The organism is Kosakonia sp. MUSA4, assembly GCF_013085925.1.
GTDB classification, from domain to species: Bacteria; Pseudomonadota; Gammaproteobacteria; order Enterobacterales; family Enterobacteriaceae; genus Kosakonia; species Kosakonia sacchari_B.
Genome location: NZ_CP025697.1, coordinates 856,832 through 880,276, shown reverse-complemented (window position 1 = coordinate 880,276; position 23,445 = coordinate 856,832). Strand labels below are relative to the sequence as shown.

26 protein-coding genes and 1 pseudogene are annotated in these 23,445 nt (G+C 55.3%); 24 read left to right on the top strand and 3 right to left on the bottom strand.

Annotation, left to right across the window (positions count from 1 at the left end; genetic code table 11):
- Positions 1-334 precede the first annotated feature (334 nt).
- Positions 335-1,278 (bottom strand): annotated as a pseudogene (locus C0557_RS04115) (IS3 family transposase); the annotation flags it as partial.
- A gap of 307 nt (positions 1,279-1,585) precedes the next feature.
- Here C0557_RS04115 and C0557_RS04110 point away from each other — a divergent pair.
- The 6 genes from C0557_RS04110 (at position 1,586) to C0557_RS04085 (ending at position 5,712) form a co-directional block, all read left to right on the top strand.
- The gene (locus C0557_RS04110; RefSeq protein WP_043955297.1) at positions 1,586-1,780 is read left to right on the top strand and encodes an AlpA family transcriptional regulator; all 195 of its coding nucleotides are present in this window, start codon (positions 1,586-1,588) and stop codon (positions 1,778-1,780) included.
- Positions 1,781-1,797: 17 nt separating this feature from the next.
- On the top strand, positions 1,798-3,093 hold the full coding sequence (locus tag C0557_RS04105; protein ID WP_208657581.1) for a ParB family protein: 1,296 nt from the start codon (positions 1,798-1,800) through the stop codon (positions 3,091-3,093).
- The gene (locus C0557_RS04100; protein WP_208657580.1) at positions 3,077-3,634 is read left to right on the top strand and encodes a DUF2857 domain-containing protein; all 558 of its coding nucleotides are present in this window, start codon (positions 3,077-3,079) and stop codon (positions 3,632-3,634) included. The genes C0557_RS04105 and C0557_RS04100 overlap by 17 nt, the downstream gene beginning before the upstream one ends.
- Positions 3,624-4,508, top strand: coding sequence for an STY4528 family pathogenicity island replication protein (locus tag C0557_RS04095; RefSeq protein WP_208657579.1), 885 nt, complete (start codon positions 3,624-3,626; stop codon positions 4,506-4,508). The genes C0557_RS04100 and C0557_RS04095 overlap by 11 nt, the downstream gene beginning before the upstream one ends.
- Positions 4,509-4,673: 165 nt before the next feature.
- Entirely contained in the window at positions 4,674-5,285 is a 612-nt protein-coding gene (locus tag C0557_RS04090) for an AcaB family transcriptional regulator (protein WP_208657578.1), read from the top strand.
- Complete coding sequence (locus C0557_RS04085) at positions 5,275-5,712, top strand: DUF3158 family protein (protein ID WP_208657577.1); 438 nt, start codon at positions 5,275-5,277, stop codon at positions 5,710-5,712. The genes C0557_RS04090 and C0557_RS04085 overlap by 11 nt, the downstream gene beginning before the upstream one ends.
- A gap of 113 nt (positions 5,713-5,825) precedes the next feature.
- Here C0557_RS04085 and C0557_RS04080 read toward each other — a convergent pair whose 3' ends face one another.
- Positions 5,826-7,166, bottom strand: a complete 1,341-nt coding sequence (locus tag C0557_RS04080; RefSeq protein ID WP_208657576.1) for a type II toxin-antitoxin system HipA family toxin — start codon at positions 7,164-7,166, stop codon at positions 5,826-5,828.
- Entirely contained in the window at positions 7,156-7,497 is a 342-nt protein-coding gene (locus C0557_RS04075; RefSeq protein WP_043955305.1) for a helix-turn-helix domain-containing protein, read from the bottom strand. The genes C0557_RS04080 and C0557_RS04075 overlap by 11 nt, the downstream gene beginning before the upstream one ends.
- Before the next feature lie 181 nt (positions 7,498-7,678).
- Between C0557_RS04075 and C0557_RS04070 the strand changes: the two genes are divergently transcribed.
- The 18 genes from C0557_RS04070 to C0557_RS03985 all read left to right on the top strand — a co-directional run bounded on the left by C0557_RS04070 (position 7,679) and on the right by C0557_RS03985 (position 23,444).
- Positions 7,679-9,484 carry a DNA topoisomerase III gene (locus C0557_RS04070; RefSeq protein ID WP_208657575.1) on the top strand — a complete coding sequence of 602 codons (1,806 nt, stop codon included), beginning with the start codon at positions 7,679-7,681 and terminating at the stop codon, positions 9,482-9,484.
- 62 nt (positions 9,485-9,546) lie between these two features.
- Positions 9,547-9,711: a hypothetical protein gene (locus C0557_RS04065; RefSeq protein ID WP_208657574.1), complete on the top strand. Its 165-nt coding sequence runs from the start codon at positions 9,547-9,549 to the stop codon at positions 9,709-9,711.
- Positions 9,712-9,934: 223 nt separating this feature from the next.
- Positions 9,935-10,378, top strand: coding sequence for an STY4534 family ICE replication protein (locus tag C0557_RS04060; RefSeq protein WP_208657573.1), 444 nt, complete (start codon positions 9,935-9,937; stop codon positions 10,376-10,378).
- Between the two features lie 135 nt (positions 10,379-10,513).
- Entirely contained in the window at positions 10,514-11,170 is a 657-nt protein-coding gene (locus C0557_RS04055; RefSeq protein ID WP_208657572.1) for a pilus assembly protein PilL, read from the top strand.
- Between the two features lie 3 nt (positions 11,171-11,173).
- Positions 11,174-11,845 (top strand): TIGR03759 family integrating conjugative element protein, encoded by a 672-nt coding sequence (locus tag C0557_RS04050; RefSeq protein ID WP_208657571.1) that lies wholly within the window; start codon positions 11,174-11,176, stop codon positions 11,843-11,845.
- The gene (locus C0557_RS04045; RefSeq protein WP_208657570.1) at positions 11,824-12,342 is read left to right on the top strand and encodes a transglycosylase SLT domain-containing protein; all 519 of its coding nucleotides are present in this window, start codon (positions 11,824-11,826) and stop codon (positions 12,340-12,342) included. The genes C0557_RS04050 and C0557_RS04045 overlap by 22 nt, the downstream gene beginning before the upstream one ends.
- Positions 12,339-14,363 (top strand): type IV conjugative transfer system coupling protein TraD, encoded by a 2,025-nt coding sequence (gene traD, locus C0557_RS04040; RefSeq protein WP_208657569.1) that lies wholly within the window; start codon positions 12,339-12,341, stop codon positions 14,361-14,363. Before C0557_RS04045 ends, traD begins: the two co-directional genes overlap by 4 nt.
- On the top strand, positions 14,356-15,003 hold the full coding sequence (locus C0557_RS04035) for a DUF4400 domain-containing protein (RefSeq protein ID WP_208657568.1): 648 nt from the start codon (positions 14,356-14,358) through the stop codon (positions 15,001-15,003). The genes traD and C0557_RS04035 overlap by 8 nt, the downstream gene beginning before the upstream one ends.
- Positions 15,004-15,174: 171 nt before the next feature.
- On the top strand, positions 15,175-16,443 hold the full coding sequence (locus C0557_RS04030) for a hypothetical protein (protein WP_208657567.1): 1,269 nt from the start codon (positions 15,175-15,177) through the stop codon (positions 16,441-16,443).
- Positions 16,444-16,511: 68 nt separating this feature from the next.
- Positions 16,512-16,820 (top strand): RAQPRD family integrative conjugative element protein, encoded by a 309-nt coding sequence (locus tag C0557_RS04025; protein ID WP_208657566.1) that lies wholly within the window; start codon positions 16,512-16,514, stop codon positions 16,818-16,820.
- A complete protein-coding gene (locus C0557_RS04020) occupies positions 16,813-17,046 on the top strand; it encodes a TIGR03758 family integrating conjugative element protein (RefSeq protein WP_043955314.1) in 234 nt (77 codons plus the stop codon). The genes C0557_RS04025 and C0557_RS04020 overlap by 8 nt, the downstream gene beginning before the upstream one ends.
- Positions 17,047-17,055: 9 nt before the next feature.
- On the top strand, positions 17,056-17,373 hold the full coding sequence (locus C0557_RS04015) for a TIGR03745 family integrating conjugative element membrane protein (RefSeq protein WP_208657565.1): 318 nt from the start codon (positions 17,056-17,058) through the stop codon (positions 17,371-17,373).
- A gap of 1 nt (position 17,374) precedes the next feature.
- Positions 17,375-17,728: a TIGR03750 family conjugal transfer protein gene (locus C0557_RS04010; RefSeq protein ID WP_208657564.1), complete on the top strand. Its 354-nt coding sequence runs from the start codon at positions 17,375-17,377 to the stop codon at positions 17,726-17,728.
- Positions 17,725-18,384 (top strand): PFL_4703 family integrating conjugative element protein, encoded by a 660-nt coding sequence (locus C0557_RS04005; RefSeq protein WP_208657563.1) that lies wholly within the window; start codon positions 17,725-17,727, stop codon positions 18,382-18,384. The genes C0557_RS04010 and C0557_RS04005 overlap by 4 nt, the downstream gene beginning before the upstream one ends.
- Positions 18,381-19,142 carry a TIGR03749 family integrating conjugative element protein gene (locus tag C0557_RS04000; RefSeq protein ID WP_208657562.1) on the top strand — a complete coding sequence of 254 codons (762 nt, stop codon included), beginning with the start codon at positions 18,381-18,383 and terminating at the stop codon, positions 19,140-19,142. Before C0557_RS04005 ends, C0557_RS04000 begins: the two co-directional genes overlap by 4 nt.
- Positions 19,139-20,434: a TIGR03752 family integrating conjugative element protein gene (locus tag C0557_RS03995; protein ID WP_208657561.1), complete on the top strand. Its 1,296-nt coding sequence runs from the start codon at positions 19,139-19,141 to the stop codon at positions 20,432-20,434. The genes C0557_RS04000 and C0557_RS03995 overlap by 4 nt, the downstream gene beginning before the upstream one ends.
- Complete coding sequence (locus C0557_RS03990; protein ID WP_208657560.1) at positions 20,431-20,805, top strand: TIGR03751 family conjugal transfer lipoprotein; 375 nt, start codon at positions 20,431-20,433, stop codon at positions 20,803-20,805. Before C0557_RS03995 ends, C0557_RS03990 begins: the two co-directional genes overlap by 4 nt.
- Complete coding sequence (locus tag C0557_RS03985) at positions 20,802-23,444, top strand: conjugative transfer ATPase (protein WP_208657559.1); 2,643 nt, start codon at positions 20,802-20,804, stop codon at positions 23,442-23,444. Before C0557_RS03990 ends, C0557_RS03985 begins: the two co-directional genes overlap by 4 nt.
- Position 23,445: the final 1 nt, after the last annotated feature.

Sequence of the window (23,445 nt, the reverse complement as noted above, 5' to 3'; positions counted from 1 at the left end):
GTTGTTGAGTGTGTGTCAGTTATCCTTCTATTTTTCAATTAATCTTCATGCGCATTATATTAGGATATATTAATCACAACCTTAACAAACAATATGTTCATTTCTTTGCTAAAAAAAACATATAGCGGCGATCAGGGGCAGGAGACGCAATAAATGAGTAAAAAACGGGACGGGTTAAAACCTTTTACCAGAGAGGTTATGTTAAGTGATATATAACAGAAGATACGATTATTGAACGCCTTGACCTGCCCCCAGTGTTAGATACAATGATCAGTTAGTAATGGAATGCCCCTGACCCCGAATATGATCCAGTCATAATCAGGAATAACCGGCTTCATGTTGGTTGCGTGTTCTGGCAACCGGCAGACTTTTCAGCAAATTCGGACGGGGTCATCCAGCCCAGCGCAGAATGGGGACGTCTCTGATTATATGCGCCAGGCCTCGATTTTGCACCGTGCATCCTCCAGGGACATGAACCAGTTTTCGTTCAGGCACTCCTGCCGCAGCCTGCCGTTGAACGACTCCACTGTGGCATTGTCCGTGGGTGTTCCCGGGCGTGAGAAGTCTATACGGATCCCTCGCTCGTATACCCATCTGTCCAGCATTTTTCCTGCAAATTCAGAGCCGTTATCAGTTTTAAGCAACTGTGGTAAGGGGCGTTTGAGCGTAATACTGTTCAGCATCTCCGCAACTTCCGTTGAGCGCAAATTCTGGCCTACACAGATCCCCAGGCATTCACGTGTGAACAAATCGATTACCGTCAGCAAGCGCAGGCGCCTTCCGTCAAACAGCGCATCAGAGACAAAGTCCATGCCCCAGACATGATTTGGATACAGCCCCTGAGGCTGCGGTTGCCGCCGCTGTGCCGATTTGTTCCGGCGTGGGCGTTTAAGACGCAGGGGCAGCCCCTGTTCGCTGTAGAGCCGATAAATGCGTTTGTGATTATCCCGCCAGCCCTCCCGCCTGAGCATGACATGAACTCTGCAATAGCCATAATGGACCCGGGTTTCGGTGATCTTCCTGATTCGCAGGCGTAGTGCACTGTCGTCTGCCGCCACAGAACGGTAGCGGAAAGAGCTGCGGCTGACCTGTAGTGCAAAACAGACCTGCCTCTCGCTGGCCCCGTAACGGGCCTGCAGGTCCCTGACCATTCGCGCAAGCGCGCCAGCGTCAGTTCTTTTTTGCCAGTACATCCTGCAGCATGGCTTTGTCGAGGCTGAGATCGGCAACCAGCTTCTTCAGCCTGAGATTGAACTTCATCGTAAAAGACATTCTGCGCGGGGCTAGATAGTGACATTAATGGCCAGACTTACATGTCAGTGAGAATGTCACCCTTCAGGCAAAGCATTATGAGGGTTCACCGTTCAATAAACTGACGGTCATCATGCCGGAATTCGGTTTCTGAATAGAGCTGGATTTCAGGACAGAGCCAAAGACTGCCTCCATACCACAATGCCTTCCCCCACCCCGCAATTTACTCTGTTCAACTTAAATAAGGTTTTTTACTGCCTCGCATATTAGTGGATGCTTTTATAATCACTCCCGTCGCGTTGATGTGAACGAACCTGAACACAGGAGGATGGTTATGCACAGCGACCGATTATTACGGTTACATCAGGTAGAAGAAAAAATCGGCCTTGGTAAATCATGGATTTACCAGCAAATTCGTTTGCAACAATTCCCGTCAGCCATACGCATTAACAGCAGGCATGTTGCCTGGCTGGAAAGCGAAGTGGACGCCTGGATCTGCCAGCGAATCCGGATTACCCGCAATATCTAAGAGCAATAAGGAAGATTATGTGTACCCCACAACTGCTCAATATCCGGCCTCTCAACATTGCCGGGTATCAGGACCAGGAGATGGTCCATGTCACACTGGAACAAATTCAGCCCTTTCCCGATAACCCACGAACGACCCGCAATCCGGGTTTTGATGCGCTTAAAGCATCAATCCGCGCACGGGGATTAGATAACCCACCGGTACTGACCCGTCGTCCTGGCGATAAGCTCTTTATGCTCGCCAGTGGAGGAAATACCCGGCTTAAGATCCTCAATGAACTGTGGCGCGACACCCAGGATGAGCGGTTTTACCGCTTCCACTGGCCGTTTCGCCGCTGGCCGGAAGGTGTCACAGAACAGCAAGGTGAACTTCAGTGCCTTATCGGCCATCTGGCGGAAAGCGACCTTCATAACGGCTTAACGTTTATCGAACGTGCGAAGGGGATCCTGCGGCTACGGGAACTTTACCGTGATGCCGGGGTTGATTGCCAGACGCAGCAATCGCTGGCAGAGCATCTGACCAACGATGGCTATCCGGTCAGCCAGTCGCAAATCAGCCGGATGGTGCAAACAGTAGAGTGGCTGCTACCCAGTATCCCGGATGCGTTATACGGAGGGCTGACGCGCACAGTCATTGATCCCCTTCTGACGCTACGCAGTACCGCAAATCAGGTTTGGGAAAAGCTGCTGCCATCGGAAAAGCAGCCCGAGTTCACCACATTGTTCAGCTCCGCACTCTCCACCTTTAACGGCGAACAGGACGGCGTGGTTCCGCAACTGGTACAGGATGAATTGTTGGGCGAGATGAGCCGCCGTAGCGGTATCAGCTGGAATGTTTTGCTGTCAGAACTGCTCGACGGTCAGGGGAAGCGGCAGGCTCTGCTCGGCGTTCCCGACGAAAAAGTACTCTGGCCACCACCGGAAAAACCGCAAAAAGAAGCACCGCTGGCAGATATCGATCACGACGAAGAAACGACAGAAGGCTCTGGGCCTGAGACATCTGAATATACGCCTCAGGTACAGGCTGCCCGGGCGATTTGCAGATACTGGGAACTGGAAGAGTGTATCCGGCCGGACGAAAACGCCCCGGCAGGTTTCACCCTTGCACCTTGCGATACTTTTCCCCATCCCGCTGCACAGCGATGTTATCAGGTGCTGTCGGTACTGTGTGGCGACGTAAACACGCCGATGCCCGCGCTGGAACTTATGCTGTCGCCGGATTACAACGACGAACAGATCCAGCAGATGATGCAACTGATTAGATTATGTCGTCAGAGACGGCTCCGGGAGGTATCTCATGACGCCTTCGGTTAACCAGGCGGTGCTGACGCACGTGATGCAGGCGCTGAAAGAGGGGCAGATCCGCTACTGCGAATCACTGGGGTTCAGCCCACAGGAACTCTTCGAACTGACTCGGCTGACTGTCGATGACATGTTGTATCTCAGCAATAGCGCGGTGCAGTTTATAACGCTCAGCATCGATCACAACATGCTCAGCCGGATGCTGACGCGAACAGAACAGGAACGGGTCTTTCAGCAGAATCTCGAAGAGGCGCTGTCGCTCGGCGCATCGATTGAATTTATCACTCACTTTTTTGGTCTCTCCACGCTGGAAGTCTGCGCCCGGCGGCGGCTGATAGGCTTGTTTGTACGCCAGGGGCGTAATAACGCGCCAGATGAAGCCGTGGAAGCGCTGGTCTGGAATGAGTGGCAGAAAACGGGGGTGATGAAGCTGGATTCCCCTGATGCCCTGAAAGCCATGATGACAATCGCCCGTTCTCATAAGCTGTCGCTGACAGTTATCTGGAACCTGCTCCGGCAGTGGCATCAAGAGAAGCTGTTACATGAAGAGTGAATCGCATAGTGACGATCGTCTGTTGTTTCTCGGTAACCCGCAGCAGAGCGTGCCAAAATCTCTGCTGCTGGCCCGCAATCTTTCTCCCCGCGATAAATTCACCTGGCAACTACTGCGCCTGCATGTACGGGATGAGGGGAACAGCACTTTCCCTTCTTACGACGAATTGCAGTGCTGGCTGTCAGACCTGCCTGACTGCCAGAAAGCCTCGCGCAGTACGGTAAGCAACGCATTGATGATGCTGCGGATAACCCGCTGGCTCAGCCTGTGCAAGCGTTTACGGGATGCACAAAGCGGCCGGATCACCGGAAATCTCTTTGCCCTGCATGATGTTCCGATATCCCATGCTGACGCATGCCGGATGGACAGCGAATACCTGCCGCTGCTGATCGACTGCACCCGGCACCGAAATCAGCGCATCCGCACGGCCGCCACCGACCTTCTTTTAAACCTGCAACAACCTGTGGACAGTGGACGACGCTGCACTGAGTCTCTGCCGGAGACCAGGCCAGGTCTTCATCGAAGACTCGGTAAAAAAAATCAGAGTCCTGATCAAAGACCAGGTGAACTGGCGGGGGCTGGCGAACCGGGGGAAGCATTACGCGTACGTACTGATACAGATCTAAGTAATAAACATCAAAAGAGTACGCAAAAACTGCACTGGCCTGTGGATAATCCTTTTAGCGCCAGCGAACGGCGTGCAGCCGAGCGGGCGATGCGTCATCTGGATGGTTCCCTCAGCCAGCAAGTGCTGGATGACTGCCTGTGGCGTATCGCCACTCATGATATTCGCCGCCCCCTCGCTTACCTGTTAGCCACGCTGGAGCGTGCGCGCCGGGGAGAGTTCAACCGTTTACGGCGCAGACCCCGATAACGCGATATTTATGCGTACCGCATAAATTCAACATTCAGACTATCAATCCGCCCCCATCAATCGGGAAAAACAGATTAAATCTTCTGCGCAGAAGCAGGGTTGTTCATCGCCATGTTTCGTGGTCGGGCAGACACTGCGGGCACTTATTCCTGCGGAGAACACCCGATGCCCGGCACAACCTTACTGAGCGATATTCATATTACCCTGCATACCCGTGTTGCGGCGCGTTTATGGCAGGCGCGTCCTGGCGGGATGCTGCTCTGCCTGGCGCTGTTGAAACGGATGCTGCGCGCCGAGCAGCGTGACGATCCGTGGGCATCTCACTGGCTGGAGCAGCTAGGCATCCGGCTGAACCTGATGGCGCATCTGCTGAAACAGAAAAATAATCAACTGGATAACCACTTCAGCACACTGCCAGCCGCGATCGGCACTACCCTGCTTTGTAACCCCATGCCATCGGAGTACATACTGCCGCTGGCTCTGTTATCGCCGCCCGGTTCACGTTTATTGCATCACCTGGTGGATTACGACCTGCTGGTGCGCCGCACGCTTCTCGCCTGGCAATTAGGCCTCATCAGCCAGGCAGAGAAACGGGATGTTGTTGCCACCCTTCCCCGACTTTTGCTTCAGCTCTATAGCTTCGTTAATCGCTTCCGTACCACTGGCGTAATCCGTGCCGATGTCCGGTTCAACACTCCACTGGCGCAGGCAACAACCCGCAAGCTTGGACAGTTACCCAAACGCATACTGGCGGAGATCCACCGCGATGCTCAGTGATAACGACTACGAAAACTGCGCCCGCAAGAGCTCGCTAAAGGGCCTTTTAAAGGCCTTTAAGGGTAAGGGAGAACTTCAGGAACTGGCGCAGGAGTTACAGGAACTTCAGGCAAAGCTGCAACAGCTCCAGCCGCAGCTAAAACAGGCGGTTTTTAACCTTCCCGTTCGTACCCTGCCGTTAGTACTGTGCAGCAACCCGGCGCGCTCCGGCGTCAGTTATCTGCGCTGGCGAAACCTGGATAACAACCGTTCGGGAAGTGCAGCGTTACTGGAAATTGTGCACCAGACTGCAACATCAAACGAATTGCGCGATGCACTGCTGGTCATCGAGTGGCAGCGTCAGGTGCTGAATATGCAGTTATCGGTAGTGACATTTATGCTGCGGCAATGCAGTCAGTTGAGTGATACAGAACAGCCGCGGGTTTAAAAAATCCCATAAAGATTAACTCAAGGTGTCACTTTGCCATTTTTTTTAAACCCGCCAGGGTTATCGCACCTTAAAACAGGCACTATTCTCTTAGTGCTCCTTTTAAGGTGCAACTATTCAATCCCAACATCTTTTCCCCCCAGATAACGGGCATGTAAAAAGGCAGAGCTAACGGCATCAATATCATCCCCTGCCATACCATACTCCTCGAAATAATTGCGCCATTCCCGCACGACTCGCCAGATACGATCAATTTCGGCAATTGCAGCAGTGGTACTTAAACCAAAGCGTTCACTCCAGGAAATGGCATTACCCAGTGTTGCTTCTTTGCCGAATGCACCAACCCCGAGATGAAGACGTCGGTGGTGAGAATGAACGGGGCGAGGAACCACGTCATAAAGTGGGCTAATCCGCCATGCCAGTCTGACATCGTCCTGTGGCTCCTGTGCCCCCCTTACTGGTGACTGTTCCGGAGACTCCATCAGTACAAAACCATGATTACGTAAATGGTCGTCATCGTTATTGACCAGGATATTAAATACCATCCGGCGATAAAGCTCTTTCAGGTCTTCTGACAAATTGTCCGCCTCAAGATGTCGACGCATGGCATCTGCCAGCTCGGCATAGCTACTTTCCACCGACGCCATTTCATGAATATTCATCAATGTCAGCGCAGAAACAAAATGCCGCCTGCCTGTTTCAGCTCCCTGACCTACGCGATCAAAACGCTTAATCAGCATAGCAAACCGTCCCTTGCCAATTTCTTCGAGTCGGGTTTCGGGTACATGGATCCCGGCAGCAGCAGCCAGCCGTAACGTGGCATGTTCAACGGCCGGATAACAAAATCCCCGGTCAGTATGTGAAGAGAACTTCGCCAACCAGTGGCTACCATCTTCAACCACCAACGTAGCTTTCGGCCGCATCCCACCCATACTGGAGCCGGCGTCAAATATTCCGTGTAGATTCGCAGGTAAAGGAGCGCCATTTTCAACCCGTTCGGCGGCCTCGAACAAATAACCCAACGACTTAATATCCGCTGAGGTATCGAGTGCCCTTGCCGGTTCACCATCCATAGTAATGTCCAGCGCGCCAGTTCGGTTTGGCCCGGCTTCAAGAAGATAGACAGATTCTGGTAAGGAATTGGCGGGCACCCGCTTTTTGGCTTCAATGACACGGCGTCCCCAGGCATCGGGGGCTGCGTCACGGATCCCTCCAAAGAGGGCTGACTCCTGAGCAAACAACTCTTGCCCCGCCACTCTCTGCCCCTGAAGCATTCCAAGCCCAACAGGATCAATTTCAATTGCACCGTTTCGCTTCAGGTACCTCAGACCATAAATAAAACGTGAGGATCGAAGATCGATTCCTTCTTCCTGCAAAAATAACTTACCCGCAGGAACAGCCTCAGTCGCCCCAGGCAAAAAAGTGTGCACCATTAAGGCTTTCTCAGAAATCATACTCTTCCAGTTCCTTGCTGCTTAACGGACGTGCGCGACGGGGACGACGGTTATTCTGCGCGGCCTGTATCGCGTTATCCTCTTTCGTCACCACATCAGCAAGCGTTGCGCCGGGTCGTACGACATCGAGATAACGCAGAATCTGACCGATAGCCACGCCTGCATCGCCATTCTCAATGCGACTAACGGTATTGCGGCTGATATTGGCGCGCACTGCCGCCTCCGACTGCGGCATTTTGCGCGCAATACGGCTCTGCGCCAGTATGTTACCTAAGCCAGCTAGCTGACGGCTCAGATCAGAAGGTAATAAATCTTGCTGTATACGTTTCATTTTGCACCTTAAAACATGCAGTAACTGCTTAATGCTCATTTTAAGGTGCAAAAAGGAATTTTTCAAACAATCCAACATGCGTTCTGCACAAAAACATCGCCTCAAATTGCCTGTCCAGTTCCTCCTGTCTTACCTCTTGAACGATCACCATGCTGAATTCCCTTTCATCGGAGTTCTCCCCATGCAACTTTACCTGTGCGAAAAACCTTCTCAGGCGCGCGATATCGCCCGTATTCTGCATGCCAGCAGCCGGAGCAATGGCTACCTGTATAACACCAGCGTGACTGTCACCTGGTGTTTCGGCCACCTGCTGAGTATGGCTACACCGGAAGAGTATGATCCGGCGCTGAGACGCTGGTTTCCGGATCATCTGCCCTTCTTTCCCCCGAACTGGCAGCGGGTGGTTCGCCCGGAAACGCGCAAGCAATTCCGCATTATTGAGCGACTGCTGAAGCAGGCAGACTCGGTGGTGATTGCCACTGATGCTGACCGTGAAGGCGAAACCATCGCCCGTGAAATCCTTGAACAGTGTCGCTGGCGCGGGCCGGTTCAGCGGCTCTGGCTCTCTGCGCTCGATGACGCCAGTATCCACAAAGCGCTGGCGGCGCTCCGCCCGGGCGACAGTACCTTTCCGTTATATCAGGCCGGGCTGGCACGTGCGCGCGCCGACTGGCTGATTGGCATCAACATGACCCGCACCTGCACGCTGATGCACCGGCACCATAAAGGCGTCCTTTCTGTGGGCCGGGTACAGACACCCACCCTGCGTCTGGTGGTGGACCGGGAGCGGGAAATCAACCGTTTCGTGCCCCGTCCCTACTGGCGTGTGGATGCCCGGTTACGTGCAGAGGGTTGTACCTTTCTGGCGCAGTGGCAGGCCGATGAAGTGTATTGTGATGATGGAGGCCGCTGTATTCGCGAATCCGCCGCCCGCGACGTGGCGACGCGCCTGCAACAGGCCAGCACCGCGCTGATACAGAAGGTCACCCACCAGCAGGTCAACACTCCGCCACCGCTGTTTTTATCCCTCAGCGCCCTGCAACAGGTGTGTTCAAAGCAATGGGGAATGGGTGCGCAGGAAGTACTGGATATCGCCCAGCGCCTGTACGAAATCCATAAAGCCACAACCTACCCGCGAACCGACAGCGGTTACCTCCCTTTATCGATGCATGCCGAAGCCCCGTCGGTGCTGCCCGCGCTGCTCGCCAGTGAGCCGGCGCTTCAGTACATTGCCGCGCAGGTTAATCTGCAACAGCGCTCCCGCGTATGGGACGACAGTAAAATCACCGCCCACCACGGCATTATCCCGACACGTAAACCGGTGGACCTGGCGCAAATGAATGAGAGCGAGCGTAAGGTCTACGGCCTGATCCGCAGCCACTATCTGGCACAGTTTTTAGCGGATCATGAACTGGATAAAACCGAGCTGCACCTGAACTGCGCAGGAGAAACACTGGTTGCCCGGGGATCCGCCGTGATCGTCCGCGGCTGGCAACAACTGTTCTGGCGCGAGCTGGACAGAAACAAACCGGAAGAGGCGCAGACACTTCCTCCTGTGAAGCAGGGGCAGAACTGCACTGTTGATCAGGTGGATGTGCGTGCTCGCCAGACGCAACCGCCGGAACATTACACTGAAGGGACGCTGATTGCCGCAATGAAAAATGCCGCCCGTTTTGTCAGTGACCCGCGTCTGAAAGAGACGCTGAGAGACAGCGCAGGTATTGGCACCGAGGCCACGCGCGCCGGGATTATCCAGACCTTACTTCACCGGGGTTACCTGATGAAAGAGCGCCGTTTCCTGCGGGCAACAGAGACGGCCTGTGCGCTGATCAATGCCCTGCCGGAAGCGCTGAAAGATCCGGGTACCACCGCATTGTGGGAACAGAAGCTGGATGATATCGCCGCAGGGAAACTGACGCTGGAGGATTTTCTGGCCCGGCAGCAGCAACACATTGCAGAGCTGATCAAAACCTTGCGGGGAGAGTGACGGACATTTCCCCATGTCTGCGCCACACTGGGTTTTCATTGGGTAGCCAGGAGATTCAGGGAATGAAAAAAGAACCACATCTGAGAGTAACCGAAACCAACCGTTATGACGCCTGGTTCCGGGCGCAGGTACAAAAAGCGCTTGATGACCGACGTCCGGCTATTTCTGACGATGATGCCAGAGCATATTTCCGCAAACTGAAGCAGCAACTTTCCTGCAAACGCTGAACATGAATTCCGCTGTTATCAGGGATGAAAGCCTGTTGCTGTAGTGACGCTAACGCACTCTGCCATGCATTCCTGAAATGCGGAGGCGCACTGCGCGGAATGCCCGAAACATTACTCAGCCTTTTTCAGAGGGTTGCCATCAGAAGGCGGAAATGTCATCCCGAAGCGGGGAAATCCCCGCGCCATGGGGTATTCCTCCGCCCATCCAACACGGAGAACCACCATGAATACTTCTCACTACTTCAACCTGCACACCAGCGGCCTCGGCTACCTCAACCGGATCCGGGAAGTGGCGCCGAAAAAAGGCGACCCGTTCCTGTGCTGCGACATTGCCGCACTCCGGGGCGAAGCCGGTAACGCGGAGCACACCTGGTTCGACTGCCGCGTCAGCGGTAAGGACGCTCAAACTCTGGTAAGACGCTGTATTGACGCATGTGAACAAAAACGCAAAGTGCTGATCCAGTTCCGCCTCGGCGATCTGTATGCCGACACCTTTGTTTATGCCAGAGGTGAACGTAAAGGCGAGACCGGCGTCAGCCTGAAAGCCCATCTGTTGCATATCGGGCTGATCAAAATTGACGGTGAAGAGGTCTACCGGGCCGGGCGCGAAGCAGAGCCTCAGCCCGCACCGGCCGAACCGCAACCTGAGCCCACACCGCAGTTCTGACACGACATTCACTTAGTATTCGCTCTCTGTTGCGCCCGGAAAACCGGGCGCTATTTTTTTCTGCCGCAAACAGTTGTCGGTATGACTTCCCCTCCCTGCCCGGCATGCTCACGCCATAACGTTGTGGAGGATGCGATGAAACGACTACTGGTAGCGCTGATACTGACCGCCTTTCACGGTGTGGCCGCAGGTTCCCCATCCATACCGGAGGTAGCACGCTACGACCGCTATCTGCTGGTCAATACCTCACCGGAATCATCGCCTCTTGAGCAGCTCACAACGCTGTCTGTACCGCCCGGTTTTCACCCGGCTGTGGGCGAGGCGTTGCAGTATCTGCTGCGCGACAGTGGCTGGTCTCTGTGCCTGCCCGATGCCAGCCGGGCGCAGCTCTATACCCTCCCTTTACCACTCAGCCAGTACCGCATCGGCCCGCAACGCCTGAAAACTGCCCTGCATCTGCTGGCAGGTCCGGCCTGGCAACTGACGTTTAATGAAACCCGCCGGGAAGTCTGTTTTGCCGGCACCTCTTCCCTCCCGGTGATCTCTCACTCGCTTCCCATGACCCACCCACCTTTGGGGCCAGCAATGGCCCCCTTTTTTCTTGCCGGGATGGTGCTACGTGGTGAGATCCGGCTGGCCGTTATTGTGCCGCCGGGTGCGGTTTATCTGCATCAGGTGGTCTGGCTGCGGCCCGGAGAACAGTGGCGCGGCTGGCAACTGGAAAGGTTTGATGAGCAACGGGCGGTATTCCGTCGCGGTAAGCGCCACCTGACACTGAAGATGCCGGAGTAGACCGTGAAACGTTTACTCCTTCTTCTGTTTGCCACCGCCGTACAGGCACAGCCAACCCTGGTGCAGACCAGCCAGCACATCGCTTCCGGCCTGCAACAACTGACCACCGAGCAGCAGGCGACTGTCTGGGAGGTGACACCCGAAGAGTGGCAGCGTTACCTGGCACTGAAACAGCAGGCACGCGGCATCTGGTCGCCGGACCTTGATCCGCTGACCACCCTGGGTGTCGAGGCAGAAACCGATCGTGAGCGCCAGCGATTCGCCGAACTGCTGGTGAAAAAAGAGTTTCAGCGGCTGGAGAAAGAGCTGGCGTTTCAGCGCGCCTATGATGCCACCTGGCAGCGGTTATACCCGGAACTGACACCCGTTAAAACCACGTCGGCCAGCACCGCCCGCGTCTCGCTGTTCGTCAAAGAAAACTGTCCATCCTGCGACAACCTGCTGCGAACCCTGATGGCCCAGAAACGGCCGATGGATATCTGGCTGGTTAACAGCGAAGGCGATGACAACCGGGTTCGCCACTGGGCCACGGAACACGGGATCGATGCCAAACGGGTACAGGAACATAACATCACGCTCAACCACGACGCCGGGCGCTGGAAGTTGCTCGGCCAGAGTAAAATCCCGGTGGCGCTGGAGCGCAAGGGGGAACTGTGGTCCGAGGTTCTGCCCTGATCGTACTGTTGCCCTGGCTGGCGCTGGCCCATCCCTTACCGGAGGCCTACCGTCAGGCCGCTGAACGTTTCCGTGTTCCGCCGGAACTGTTGTGGGCCGTGGCGCAGGTTGAAAGCGGTACAAAAGTGAATGGCAAATACCTTCCCTGGCCCTGGACGCTCAATATCGCCGGAACCGGTTATCGCTACGACAACCAGCTACAGGCCTGTACAGCGCTCCGTTCCGCTCTTCGCCACACCAGCCCGAAGCGTATCGACGTCGGGATCGCGCAAATCAACATCGGCTGGCACCGGGAATATTTCACTTCCCCCTGCGATGCCCTGCATCCCGTTAAAAACCTGGCCCTTGCCGCGCGTCTGCTGCGCCAGCGCTACGATGAGCATCCCGGAAGCTGGCTGGATGCCGCCGCTCATTATCATCGCCCGGCAGGTGGAGCACCTGCGGCCCGTTACCGCCAGCAGGTCAGCCGCCTTCTGCAACAGGGCCGACAACCATGAGTCGCTACGCACTGGAAGCGCTACTGCGCCCACCCGTCGAGTTTTACAGTACGATCACCACCGTCTGCGGCGCGCTACTTTGCCTGACGCAGGCCCCCATTCTGATGCTTTCCGTTCCGGAGGCCAGAGTGATGGCCTGCGGTCTGCTACTGCTGGCCCTGTACCGCACCTGGCAGGGATGGCGCATCGTGCGCTATCATCGCAACCTGCTGCGTCTGCCGCGCTATGGCCTGACCAGCCGGAAAATACCGGTGAGCAACCAGCGATTATTTCTCGGTAAGGGTTTTCGCTGGCAACCCATTCATACCCAGAGGCTGTATGACTGTCTGCAACCTGAAGCTGCCCGCTGGTTGCGGCCCGGGCTCTGTTACCGGCTGGCCAGAAGTGCCGAAAAACGCTGTGAACATACCTTACCCGCCCTTGCCCGCCTGCTCAGCACAGACAGTGTTCTGAACCCAGTGCGCCCATTGCCGCCCGTCGGAGGAAATCCCTGGCTGCACGGCGTGGAACTGAAAGAAGCGGATGTCACTCTGCCGCTTGGCGAACGCCCGGGCCATACGCTGGTGCTGGGCACTACCCGCGTCGGCAAAACCCGGCTCGCGGAGCTGCTTGCCACCCAGGACATCCGCCGCGGTGAAGTGGTGATTGTCTTTGATCCAAAAGGAGATGCCGATCTGCTGAAGCGCCTGTACATGGAAGCACAGCGGGCCGGGCGTGGCGATCGTTTTATCCTGTTCCATCTGGCGTATCCGGCCATCAGCGCCCGTTATAACGCCATCGGGCGCTTTGGCCGCATTTCGGAAGTGGCATCGCGCCTGACCGGCCAGCTTTCCGGTGAAGGGAACTCCGCAGCCTTCCGTGAATTTGCCTGGCGCTTTGTGAATATCATCGCCCGGGCACTGGTCGCACTCGGCCAGCGCCCGGACTATCAGCTGATTTCCCGCCACGTCCTGAATATCGACGCCCTGTTTATCGACTACGCGCGTATTGTGCTGCCGCGCCATAATACGCGGGCGTGGGAAGTGGTGGCCCAGTTGGCGGAGCGTGTCACCGATAAAAACACGCCGCGTCATATGCAGGGCCGCGATCACCATGTGGTGGCGCTGGAACAGTACCTGAACGCGGAGAAACTTTACGATCCGATCCTCGACGGTCTGCTTTCTGCTGTGCGTTATGACAAAACCTATTTTGACAAGATTGTGGCGTCTCTCCTGCCGCTCCTTGAGAAGCTCACCACCGGTACGCTGGCCGCCCTGCTCGCGCCGGACTACCACGATCTGGACGATCCTCGCCCCATACTCGACTGGCAGCAGGCGATCCGCCAGAAAGCCGTGGTGTATGTCGGGCTGGATGCCCTCTCCGATGCCGTCGTCTCTGCTGCTGTTGGCAACTCCATGTTCGCCGATCTGGTGAGCGTTGCCGGGCATCTCTATAAATTTGGCCTCAATGACGGGCTCCCCGGCGGTAATGAAAAACCGGTGCCGATAAACCTGCACTGCGATGAATTTAATGAACTGATGGGGCCGGAATTTATTCCGTTGATCAACAAAGGCGGCGGCGCAGGTATTCAGGTCACCGCCTACACCCAGACACTGAGCGATATTCAGGCACGGATTGGCAGCGCGCCAAAAGCAGGCCAGGTGGTGGGCAACTTCAATAATCTGATCATGCTGCGGGTACGCGAAACAGCCACCGCCGAACTGCTCACAAAACAGCTACCGCAGGTGGAAATTCGCAGCCGACAGGTCAATTCCGGCATTACTGATACGCCCGGCAGCATCAACAATTTTACCAGCAGTACGCATGAGCATGTGGTGACGCATAACGCCCCGTTACTCGATACGTCGGCATTGATTCAGCTTCCCAAAGGCCAGGCCTTTGCCCTGCTGGAAGGTGGGCAATTATGGAAAATTCGTCTGCCATTGCCCGTGGCGGATAAGCAGTGCCCGCTGCCGGAATCCGTCGTCCGGTTAACCACATGGATGAAGGCTCGTCCAGACGGCGAAGACGCCCATGAGTGAACAGAAAGGGCCACAACCGCGCCCGGAACCGGGACCTGTCGGCTGGCTGTTCATACTGGCCGGGCGGATCGTGGGGCTGGTAACAGGCGCGCTGCTGTTACGCCTGGTGGTTGAACTGCTGGGGCTATATTTCTGCTGGCCGCAGGACGGCGCGCGGCATATTTTTCAGGTGGTAACGCAGGAACATACGGAGCTGGCCCTGCATTTACAGCCGCATCCGGCAGGTAAAGAGATACTGATGCTACTGGAAAACGCCCGCGCAGGCGTACTTTACCTCCGGCAGCAAATTCACCTCTTTTTTCTTAAAGACCTCCTCGATACCCTCGCGTATACCCTGACAAGTTCTCTCCTGCGGCTGGTTTGGCTTGCAACAATACTGCCGCTGCTCTGCCTTTGTGTACTCACCGGGCTGGTGGATGGGCTGGTCCAAAGGGATTTGAGACGATTTGGCACCGGCCTGGAATCCACCTTTATTCACCGGCACACCCGCCGAATCGGCAGCTCTGTCGCCACAACGCTGTTGATATTCTGGCTTGCCCAGCCATTCTGTTTACCGGCAACGCTGATATTGCTGCCTGCGGCTACAGGCTTCGGGGCAATAATATGGGCAGTGGCATGCAGTTTTAAGCGGTGGTTGTAGTTACCAGAACTGCGTTACATGCTCAGCCTGATCTGAATAGCTATATTCTTACGATCAGGCTATGTAATAATCGCATTGAGACATGTGCTGACCGCACATATCGGGATTTATTAAATAACATGGTGGTATATGTAGAGTTTGCAACAGTTATTCAGACATGGAATTTGAAAAATGAACAAACCTTTATTTAAATTAATAAATAAAAAATTCATTCTCACAATAGTAACCTCCTCCGTTTTTGTAACCAGTCTCACTATTGCTGCCATATGGTTTTATCTGTCTAATATCGACAGGCTTGATATTTTCTTTGATGCTGTAAGTGTGAGTTCATCCTTGGGGATTATCTTTTTCTTCATACTTTTATCGCTAATCGGTTTTAGCACGGTTATTTTTATATCCTCTTTTGTTATGATCTTTATTTACTCCATTCACGAAGGGAAATTTAAGGCGCTTGCTACCATACCGCAAAGATTTTCATCCATCTGTTACAGCAACAGCATATTCATATGTACAATAATAAACATTGGCAATGCTGTTTATTATTTTACAAAGTATAATGGATATATTATTTCCACAATTGTTTTTATAGTAATCCTAATATTTAGTTATACAATAACAATAAGAGATCTATTTAATGCAAAGAGGTTCTTCTGGGGCAACAAGAAACGAACATTTAATGGACAAAGCATTGATGAGACCGAAAAATTACCTGATGATAAAAAACTAAAGCGTTGGCTACCTTTGTATTTACTGGCTCCGGGGTTAGTTCAAATACTCCCTATGTTATTTTTCATGCCTCAGCTTGAGTTCAGTGAAGGTACAAACAATCTGGTTGAACTGAGTTTCCTCATCGGGTTTACAATAGTTATTGTCACTCTTGGTATCTTACCGGGCTCTATACATTTAAATGAACTTAGAAAAAGCAATAAAACAACAAGCACTATCACTGTCTTGATATGTCTACCTGCTATAATCATTGCACTCAGTTTCATAAACCGCTCCATCCCTAACATGGTAATTAATATGGCCATGAACCTTTCAGGGATTAGTGATACGAGAACTCATAGCTATTATATTGAAACAAAAACATATCCACACAGTATGTTTAACAGCGTTTTATGGGACACTCGATACTATAAAGATATTCCAGACAGGTTTTTCGTTACTGGTAATAACGTTTTTTCTTTCGGGAACGTAAAGTTAATATGCCCCTTGGAAATAATGAAGATCAGGAGAGAAAGCTTAATCCTAACAATAAATGACCCGAATGAACATGATAAAAAATTAAAGCTCTTGCAAGACACTGCAATGAAATGCGTGCCATTCGATAAAAGCGAAATTCACACATGGGATTTGCCGCTATCAGAACCAATACATTATGAGAAAATAAAATTGAGCACAGATAATTCGCTGATAAAAATTCTTCACGCGATGAAATGATTTTCTAGCTGCCCACTCCCCACGGCTCTCCTACCCTGCTCGTTATCACAGGCACAGGAGAGTCGTTCATGCACTGCCAGAAAGCAATTCTACTGTTCATTTCGCTCTCACCGGCGTTGGCCAGTGCTTCCCCGGAATCCGCCCAACTCGCCCAGACGCTGAAGCAGCTCGATGGAATACAAGTCACTCTTGAGCGCGCCCGGCAGAGCGCCAGCGCCGATGCCCGGTCTCGCTACTACTTCGACTATCCGCAGGCGCAGCAGGATATCCAGACCATCAGGCAAGGAATTAACCACTATCTTTCCCCGGCACGAGCACAGCCGCGCGAAGTCCTGCCGCTGAGCGCCGACTACCAGCGGGAGAATGCAGGTGACTGAAGCGCAAATCGCCGCATACCAGGCGGCCAGCCTGAGTAAACCTGAATCCCTCAGCCTGTTACTGCTTGGGCTGTATTCCGCCACCCTGTTGTTATGGTGCGCCTGGACATTGCTGGTCGCGTGGCAGGGCGTCTGCCGCCAGCGTTTAAGCTGGCAGAGTTTCGGTGCCGTCACAGCCCGTTCGCTGCTGCTGGTACTGATCTGTTTCTGGCTGATATTGAATTGAGGAGGAACCATGCGCTGGCTTCTGTTACTTGCTTTCGCCACGTTTGATGCGCTGGCCGATCTACCCACGATGGAAGATCCCTCGCGCGGCGAGGGGCAGGGCATCATGGAAACATTGCAGAATTACGGCTTTGACATTGTGACTCTGCTGGCGCTGGCAATCTGCGCCGTCGGGTTTCTGGTGGTGGCTAACAACTGCATTGCCACTTACTCGGAAATACAAAACGGGCGCAAGCAGTGGAAAGATCTTGGCGCGATGGCCGGTGTCGGCAGCATTTTACTGGTGGTCATCATCTGGCTACTTAACCAGGCGTCGGAAGTCCTCTGATATGGCGACAATTCCTTTCCTTCCCGACCGTCTCAACCGCGAACCTGTCGTCTGGCGCGGCCTGACCACCAGCGAGCTTTTTCTGGCGCTTGCGGGCGGTCTGGGTGGTGGAGCGACATGCGGGATCGTCCTGGCCCTGTTGTCCGGTTACTGGCCGCTGATCCCCGGCTCGGCACTGGCCGGCGCGGCGTTACTGGTTCAGGGCGGAGGCCGTACCCTGGCGCGTATCAAGCGGGGCAAACCGGATAGCTGGTTGCAACAGGCATTCCTTGCCTGGCTTGAGCGCCACCATCTTCGTGGCACACACCTGATCCAGCACAGCGCGGTATGGGTGATACGCAGGAGCCCGCGATGAGCCGTTTTCGCCACGCGCTGGCCGAGCGCGATAACCATATCCTGACGCTGCGGGCGGTGATTGTTTTGCTGTGTCTGTGCCTTACCGGTGTCGGTTACGGCTGGTACAGCGCACCGCAGAAACTCACCCTCTGGTTTCCCCCGGATCTGCGCACCGGCAGCACACGCCCGTGGTGGGAAGTACCGCCAGCAAGCGTCTACGCTTTTACCTTTTATATCTTCCAGCAACTCAACCGCTGGCCGAACAACGGTGAGGAGGATTACTCCCGCAACCTTCATTCGCTGCGCGCTTACCTGACGCCAGCCTGTTACACCTGGCTTGAGCGTGATTTCACGGTCCGGCGCAACGGTGGCGAACTGCGTGAACGCGCGCGTGGCATCTATGAGCTGCCTGGTCACGGCTACAGCAGCCCGGTACGTGATGCAGCAAAACGTCCCACTCCACGCGTGGAGATGCTGAGCCGCGACAACTGGCGGGTCACGCTGGATATCGCGGTTGAAGAGTATTACCAGAACGAGCCGGTAAAAAAAGCGCTGGTACGCTACCCGTTGCAGGTAGTGCGCTATGCCATCGATGCGGAGAAAAACCCGTGGGGGCTGGCGATTGACTGCACCGATGCCGCGCCGCAGCGTCTTGTCGCGGAGGCACAACCATGAGGCTTTTACTTCTGCTGTTTCTGTGCAGCCTGCCCGCTCTGGCCACGGAAGTGGTGCACTGGGAGCACATCCCGCTTCCCGTGACACTGCATGTCGGGCAGGAGCGCATTGTGGATGCGGGCAAACCGGTGCGCATCGGCTATCCGTCAACACTTGAAGGCAAAATCCGTCTGCAAAGTGCCGCAGGAAAAGTGTTCCTGCTGGCAAACGTCCCCTTTCCGGCCACGCGTATCCAGCTCCGCGATACCGAAAGCGGTGAACTGATCCTGCTGGATATTCAGGCCATTCAGGATGACACGCCGCTGGAGCCGGTACAGATTGACTACGCGCCGCAAACGCCAGCCAACACATCAACCACAACCGCGACATCAGCCGAACCGTTACCGGTGTTGCTGGTGCGCTACGCCGCGCAGAACCTCTATGCACCGTTGCGCAGTGTTGAAGCTCTGGCAGGCGTCACGCCTGCGCCGGTCCGACTAGCGAAAAACATCACCACATTATTGCCGCAGCACCCCATCACCGCCGCGCCAATGGCAGCATGGAAAATCAATACCACGACGGTGACCGCCATTCGCCTGCAAAACCGCAGCGCGCAGACAGTTACGCTCGATCCCCGTGAACTGCAGGGACACTTTACCGCCGCCGTTTTCCAGCATGGCTGGCTCGGCCCGCAGGGTCAGCCGGAAGATACCAGCGTGGTCTATCTGGTGACGGAAGGCCTTGTTTCCCGCGCCTTGCTACCGGAGGCGAAACCATGACGCCACGCCAGAGCATTCTGCTGAAAATCCTGCTGCCGCTGATTGTGTTCATCACCCTCTGGCTGATACTGCGTCCGACGGCCAGAAACATTACCGATCAATCCCCGTCCCGCACCGTGGCGGCATTAACCCCCCAGGAGCTTCGCGATCTGGGGATTGATGGCGACACACCCGCCGATACTGTCGCGACGCTGGTCGGCCAGATGAAGCAGTATCGCCGTGAACTTCAGTCCATACAGAGTAATAACGAAAGCCAGCAGGCACGGGAGAAGCAGTTAAAGGCGCAACAGAATACGCTGGCGTCGCAATTACGCGACGATATGCGTAAACAGCAGGATCAGATGCGTGATGAGTTGCTGAAAAGCCAGCAAGGGTTGCTGGATAAACTCGACCGTGTGGCACAAAAACACCCGGGCGATATTCCCCCCGGACTGGGGCTTGCGCCCGGAGAACAGCCTGCTGGTGTACAGCCCGAAACCCGCTGGCTGGAACCGCTGGATGCGCCTCCAGTGATTGATGACAAACTGCTTCGCCTTCCGGTGAAACCAGCAGAAAAACCGCAGCCCAAACCAGACGTCAAAGTCTACACGCTGCCGCAGAATGCCACGCTCACCGGCTCGGTTGCCATGACCGCGTTAATCGGCCGTGTGCCGCTTAACGGAACCGTCAGCGATCCTTACCCGTTCAAACTGCTGATTGGCGAAGACAACCTCACCGCCAATGGTATCGAACTGCCGGACGTGGCAGGTGCGGTAGTTTCCGGTATTGCCTCCGGCGACTGGACGCTTTCCTGTGTACGCGGGCAAATCACCTCCCTGACCTTTGTCTTCCACGACGGCACCATCCGTACCGTGCCGCAGATGGGCAAATCCAGCAACAAACAGCAGGAGATTGGCTGGCTCTCCGATGAGCAGGGGCTGCCATGCATTCCCGGCGAACGGAAAAGCAACGCGAAGGAGTACCTGACTTCCCAGTTCCTGCTGGCAGGCTCCGGCGCAGCGGCCGAGGCTTTCGCGAACGGTGAGAGCACCACTGTGGTGGAAGGTGGCAGCATCACCAGCGCGGTGACGGGAAACAGCGGGCAGTACGTGCTGGGTCAGGCCATCGGCGGCGGGCTAAAAGAGACCGCCGACTGGATGAAACAACATTACGGCCAGATGTTTGACGCCGTGTATGTACCGCCCGGACATAAGGTAGCGGTGCATCTCAGTGAATCACTGTCCATCGACTACGAGCCGGAAGGACGGCAGGTGAAATATCAGCACGCCACCGCATCCGGAGGGCTGGAATGATACGTTACACCCTTATCACTGTACTGTTGCTGATCGGATGCAGCACCTCGCAGGAGACGCTGATGCCGGTCGCGCCTGACGCCAGCATGTTAACGTTGTGGCAGCAACAAAGCGGCGGCAACGCAACCCTGCTGGATGCTCGTGCGCAACTGCGTCGCCCGGCGCAAGATCCAGTGGATCACACCGCCTGGACACGCGATGTTGCCAGCGAAATACGCAACCAGTTCCCGCGCCTGCCCAACCCGGATATGGTGATGTACGTGTTTCCGCACCTCAACGGCAACACGCCCGTTCCCGGCTACAGCACCGTTTTCCCCTTTTACACCCGCACGCAGTACGCCCTGCCGGGTGAACGGCTGACACCGCTATGAATCAACGTCGTGGCCTGTCGCAACAGGCACTGAACAGCAGTTACCGGAAAGGCCCGTCGTTTATCGACTGGCTGCCGTGGGTCGAGTTTTTACCCGGCTCGCAAACACTGTTACTGGAAGATGGCCGTTCTGTGGGAGCCGTATTTGAACTGAAACCTGTCGGTACGGAGGGGCGCTCTCCGGCCTTCCTCGAACAGGTACGCGATACCGTCACCGACGCGCTGCAGGATGCATTCGATGAACATGAACGCGCTCCGTGGGTGGTACAGTTTTTCTGCCAGGATGAAGACGACAGCGAAGCATGGCTGGCATCACTAAAAGCCTACGCGGTAGCGGAAATCCGCGATTCCGACCTTACCCGGGAATGGCTCGCACAAATGGCGAACCATATGGCAACGCTTACCCGCGAAGAAGGCATGTTTCTGGATACCACCGTCACCCGTACCCGCTGGCGGGCAACATGGCGGCGGACGCGGATGGTTGTCTACCGCTGGCTTCCCGCACCTTCACCAGAAGCCCTCTCACCCGAAGAGGCGCTCAACAATATCTGCGAACGGCTCACCGCCGGGCTGAAAGCTGCAGGTATCGCCGCTTTCCGCCAGGTTGAACAGGATATCCACCGCTGGCTGGTGCGCTGGTTTAATCCCGCACCGCCAGCGGAAGACAAAAAGGTCTTCTGGCAACAACTGGATTTGCCGGATGAGGAACCGCTTCCCGTCATGACGGATTTTGCCGAACGCCTGATGGCGAATGAACCGCGCTCAGATTCGGAAAACGGTGTCTGGTGGCTGGATAATCGCCCGCACAAAGCGGTCTGCGTCGATCGCCTGCGCAAAGCGCCCTTCCCCGGCTTGCTGACCGGGGAGACCGCGCGCGGGGATGGCATCAATGCCCTTTTCGATCTGCTGCCAGGTGGAACAATAATGAACCTCACGATGGTTGTGCATCCGCAGGACAAGCTGGAGCAGCATATCAGCCGCCTGTCTGACCGCGCGATAGGCGACAACACCGATTCTGAATATACCCGCCGCGACTGCCATGAGGTGCGTCGATACCTGAAAGATGGGCATAAACTTTACCGCAGCGCGCTGGTCTTTTATCTCAATGCACCGGATACCGATACGCTATTCCGTCAGCAGCGCCAGTTGTACAGCCTGTTGCTGAATGCCGGACTGGTGCCGATGCAGGAACAGCACGAAGTCGCTCCGCTCAGCCACTGGCAGCGCTGGTTACCTATGTGTTTCGATCCGATGCGCGATCCCCGCGGCCTGTATACCCGGCTGAACTTCGTCCAGCATATCGCCAGCCAGCTTCCCCTTTACGGACGCGAAACCGGCACTGGTCATCCGGGCATTTGCTACTTCAATCGCGGCGGTACGCCGCTGTGCTTTGATCCGCTGAATAAACTGGATCGCGCCCAGAATGGCCATTTGCTCCTGCTCGGCCCCACTGGCGCGGGCAAATCCGCCACTCTTAACGCCAAAATTGCCCAGTTGATGGCACTGCATCGTCCACGGCTGTTTATCATTGAAGCCGGGAATTCGTTCGGTCTGATGGCCGACTACGCCGCAGCACATGGGCTGAGTGTCAATAAAATCAGCCTGCGCCCCGGTGCGGGGATCACTCTCCCCCTGTTTGCCGATGCATGGCGACTGGTTGAAGAAGCAATCAATGATGCCGAGCCGCCGGAAGAAGAAGAGGATAACACTGACGATCAGCGTGATGTGCTCGGCGAAATGGAAATCACCGCCCGGCTGATGATAACCGGCGGCGAAGCCAAAGAGGATGCACGCCTCACCCGTCCGGATCGCGCGATGATCCGCCAGGCAATTATCACCGCCGCGCACACCAGCTATGAAGAGAAACGCCAGACGCTGACGCAGGATATCCGCGACGAGTTGTTCACGCTTTCTCACGATACCGGCTTGCCGGAAGCGCGCCGCCAGCGGGCCTACGAGATGGCCGAATCCATCAACCTGTTCTGCGCCGGGTTTGAAGGCGAGTTATTTAACCATGAGGGCCAGATGTGGCCAGAAGCGGATATCACTCTGGTGGATCTCGCCACCTTTGCCCGCGAAGGCTATGAGGCGCAACTGGCCATCAGCTATATCTCGCTGATTAACCATATCAATAACCTCGGCGAGCGCGATCAGCACCTTGCGCGACCTGTCGTTAATATTACCGACGAAGCCCATATCATCACCGTTAATCCGCTGCTGGCCCGCTTTCTCACCAAAGGCTCAAAAATGTGGCGTAAGCTCGGCATCTGGCTGTGGCTCGCCACCCAAAACCTGGCGGATTTTCCCGATGAGGCGAAGAAACTGCTCAATATGATCGAGTGGTGGGAACTGCTGGTGATGCCGCCCGAAGAGATCGATCAGGTGTGCCGGTTTAAAGCCCTGACCGAAGAGCAAAGGCAACTTCTGCGCTCCGCCGTGAAATCGCCGGGGCAATATACCGAAGGCGTGGTGTTGTCACAGCGCGTGGAAGCCTTATTCCGCGTTGTTCCCCCTGCCCTGTATCTGGCGCTGGCTATGACCGAGAAACATGAGAAAGCGGAACGGATGCGGATAATGAAGGAACAAGGATGCAATGAAGTAGAAGCGGCGATTATTGTCAGCCGCCAGCACAACTATTGAT

Coding starts and splice junctions, on each gene's coding strand:
- C0557_RS03985 (WP_208657559.1), top strand. CDS start 20,802: ATGAATCAACGTCGTGGCCTGTCGCAACAGGCACTGAACAGCAGTTAC.
- C0557_RS04105 (WP_208657581.1), top strand. CDS start 1,798: ATGTGTACCCCACAACTGCTCAATATCCGGCCTCTCAACATTGCCGGG.
- C0557_RS04055 (WP_208657572.1), top strand. CDS start 10,514: ATGAAACGACTACTGGTAGCGCTGATACTGACCGCCTTTCACGGTGTG.
- C0557_RS04035 (WP_208657568.1), top strand. CDS start 14,356: ATGAGTGAACAGAAAGGGCCACAACCGCGCCCGGAACCGGGACCTGTC.
- C0557_RS04100 (WP_208657580.1), top strand. CDS start 3,077: ATGACGCCTTCGGTTAACCAGGCGGTGCTGACGCACGTGATGCAGGCG.
- traD (WP_208657569.1), top strand. CDS start 12,339: ATGAGTCGCTACGCACTGGAAGCGCTACTGCGCCCACCCGTCGAGTTT.
- C0557_RS04075 (WP_043955305.1), bottom strand. CDS start 7,497: ATGAAACGTATACAGCAAGATTTATTACCTTCTGATCTGAGCCGTCAG.
- C0557_RS04070 (WP_208657575.1), top strand. CDS start 7,679: ATGCAACTTTACCTGTGCGAAAAACCTTCTCAGGCGCGCGATATCGCC.
- C0557_RS04015 (WP_208657565.1), top strand. CDS start 17,056: ATGCGCTGGCTTCTGTTACTTGCTTTCGCCACGTTTGATGCGCTGGCC.
- C0557_RS04000 (WP_208657562.1), top strand. CDS start 18,381: ATGAGGCTTTTACTTCTGCTGTTTCTGTGCAGCCTGCCCGCTCTGGCC.
- C0557_RS04060 (WP_208657573.1), top strand. CDS start 9,935: ATGAATACTTCTCACTACTTCAACCTGCACACCAGCGGCCTCGGCTAC.
- C0557_RS04090 (WP_208657578.1), top strand. CDS start 4,674: ATGCCCGGCACAACCTTACTGAGCGATATTCATATTACCCTGCATACC.
- C0557_RS03990 (WP_208657560.1), top strand. CDS start 20,431: ATGATACGTTACACCCTTATCACTGTACTGTTGCTGATCGGATGCAGC.
- C0557_RS04030 (WP_208657567.1), top strand. CDS start 15,175: ATGAACAAACCTTTATTTAAATTAATAAATAAAAAATTCATTCTCACA.
- C0557_RS04110 (WP_043955297.1), top strand. CDS start 1,586: ATGCACAGCGACCGATTATTACGGTTACATCAGGTAGAAGAAAAAATC.
- C0557_RS04010 (WP_208657564.1), top strand. CDS start 17,375: ATGGCGACAATTCCTTTCCTTCCCGACCGTCTCAACCGCGAACCTGTC.
- C0557_RS04095 (WP_208657579.1), top strand. CDS start 3,624: ATGAAGAGTGAATCGCATAGTGACGATCGTCTGTTGTTTCTCGGTAAC.
- C0557_RS03995 (WP_208657561.1), top strand. CDS start 19,139: ATGACGCCACGCCAGAGCATTCTGCTGAAAATCCTGCTGCCGCTGATT.
- C0557_RS04080 (WP_208657576.1), bottom strand. CDS start 7,166: ATGATTTCTGAGAAAGCCTTAATGGTGCACACTTTTTTGCCTGGGGCG.
- C0557_RS04065 (WP_208657574.1), top strand. CDS start 9,547: ATGAAAAAAGAACCACATCTGAGAGTAACCGAAACCAACCGTTATGAC.
- C0557_RS04025 (WP_208657566.1), top strand. CDS start 16,512: ATGCACTGCCAGAAAGCAATTCTACTGTTCATTTCGCTCTCACCGGCG.
- C0557_RS04005 (WP_208657563.1), top strand. CDS start 17,725: ATGAGCCGTTTTCGCCACGCGCTGGCCGAGCGCGATAACCATATCCTG.
- C0557_RS04085 (WP_208657577.1), top strand. CDS start 5,275: ATGCTCAGTGATAACGACTACGAAAACTGCGCCCGCAAGAGCTCGCTA.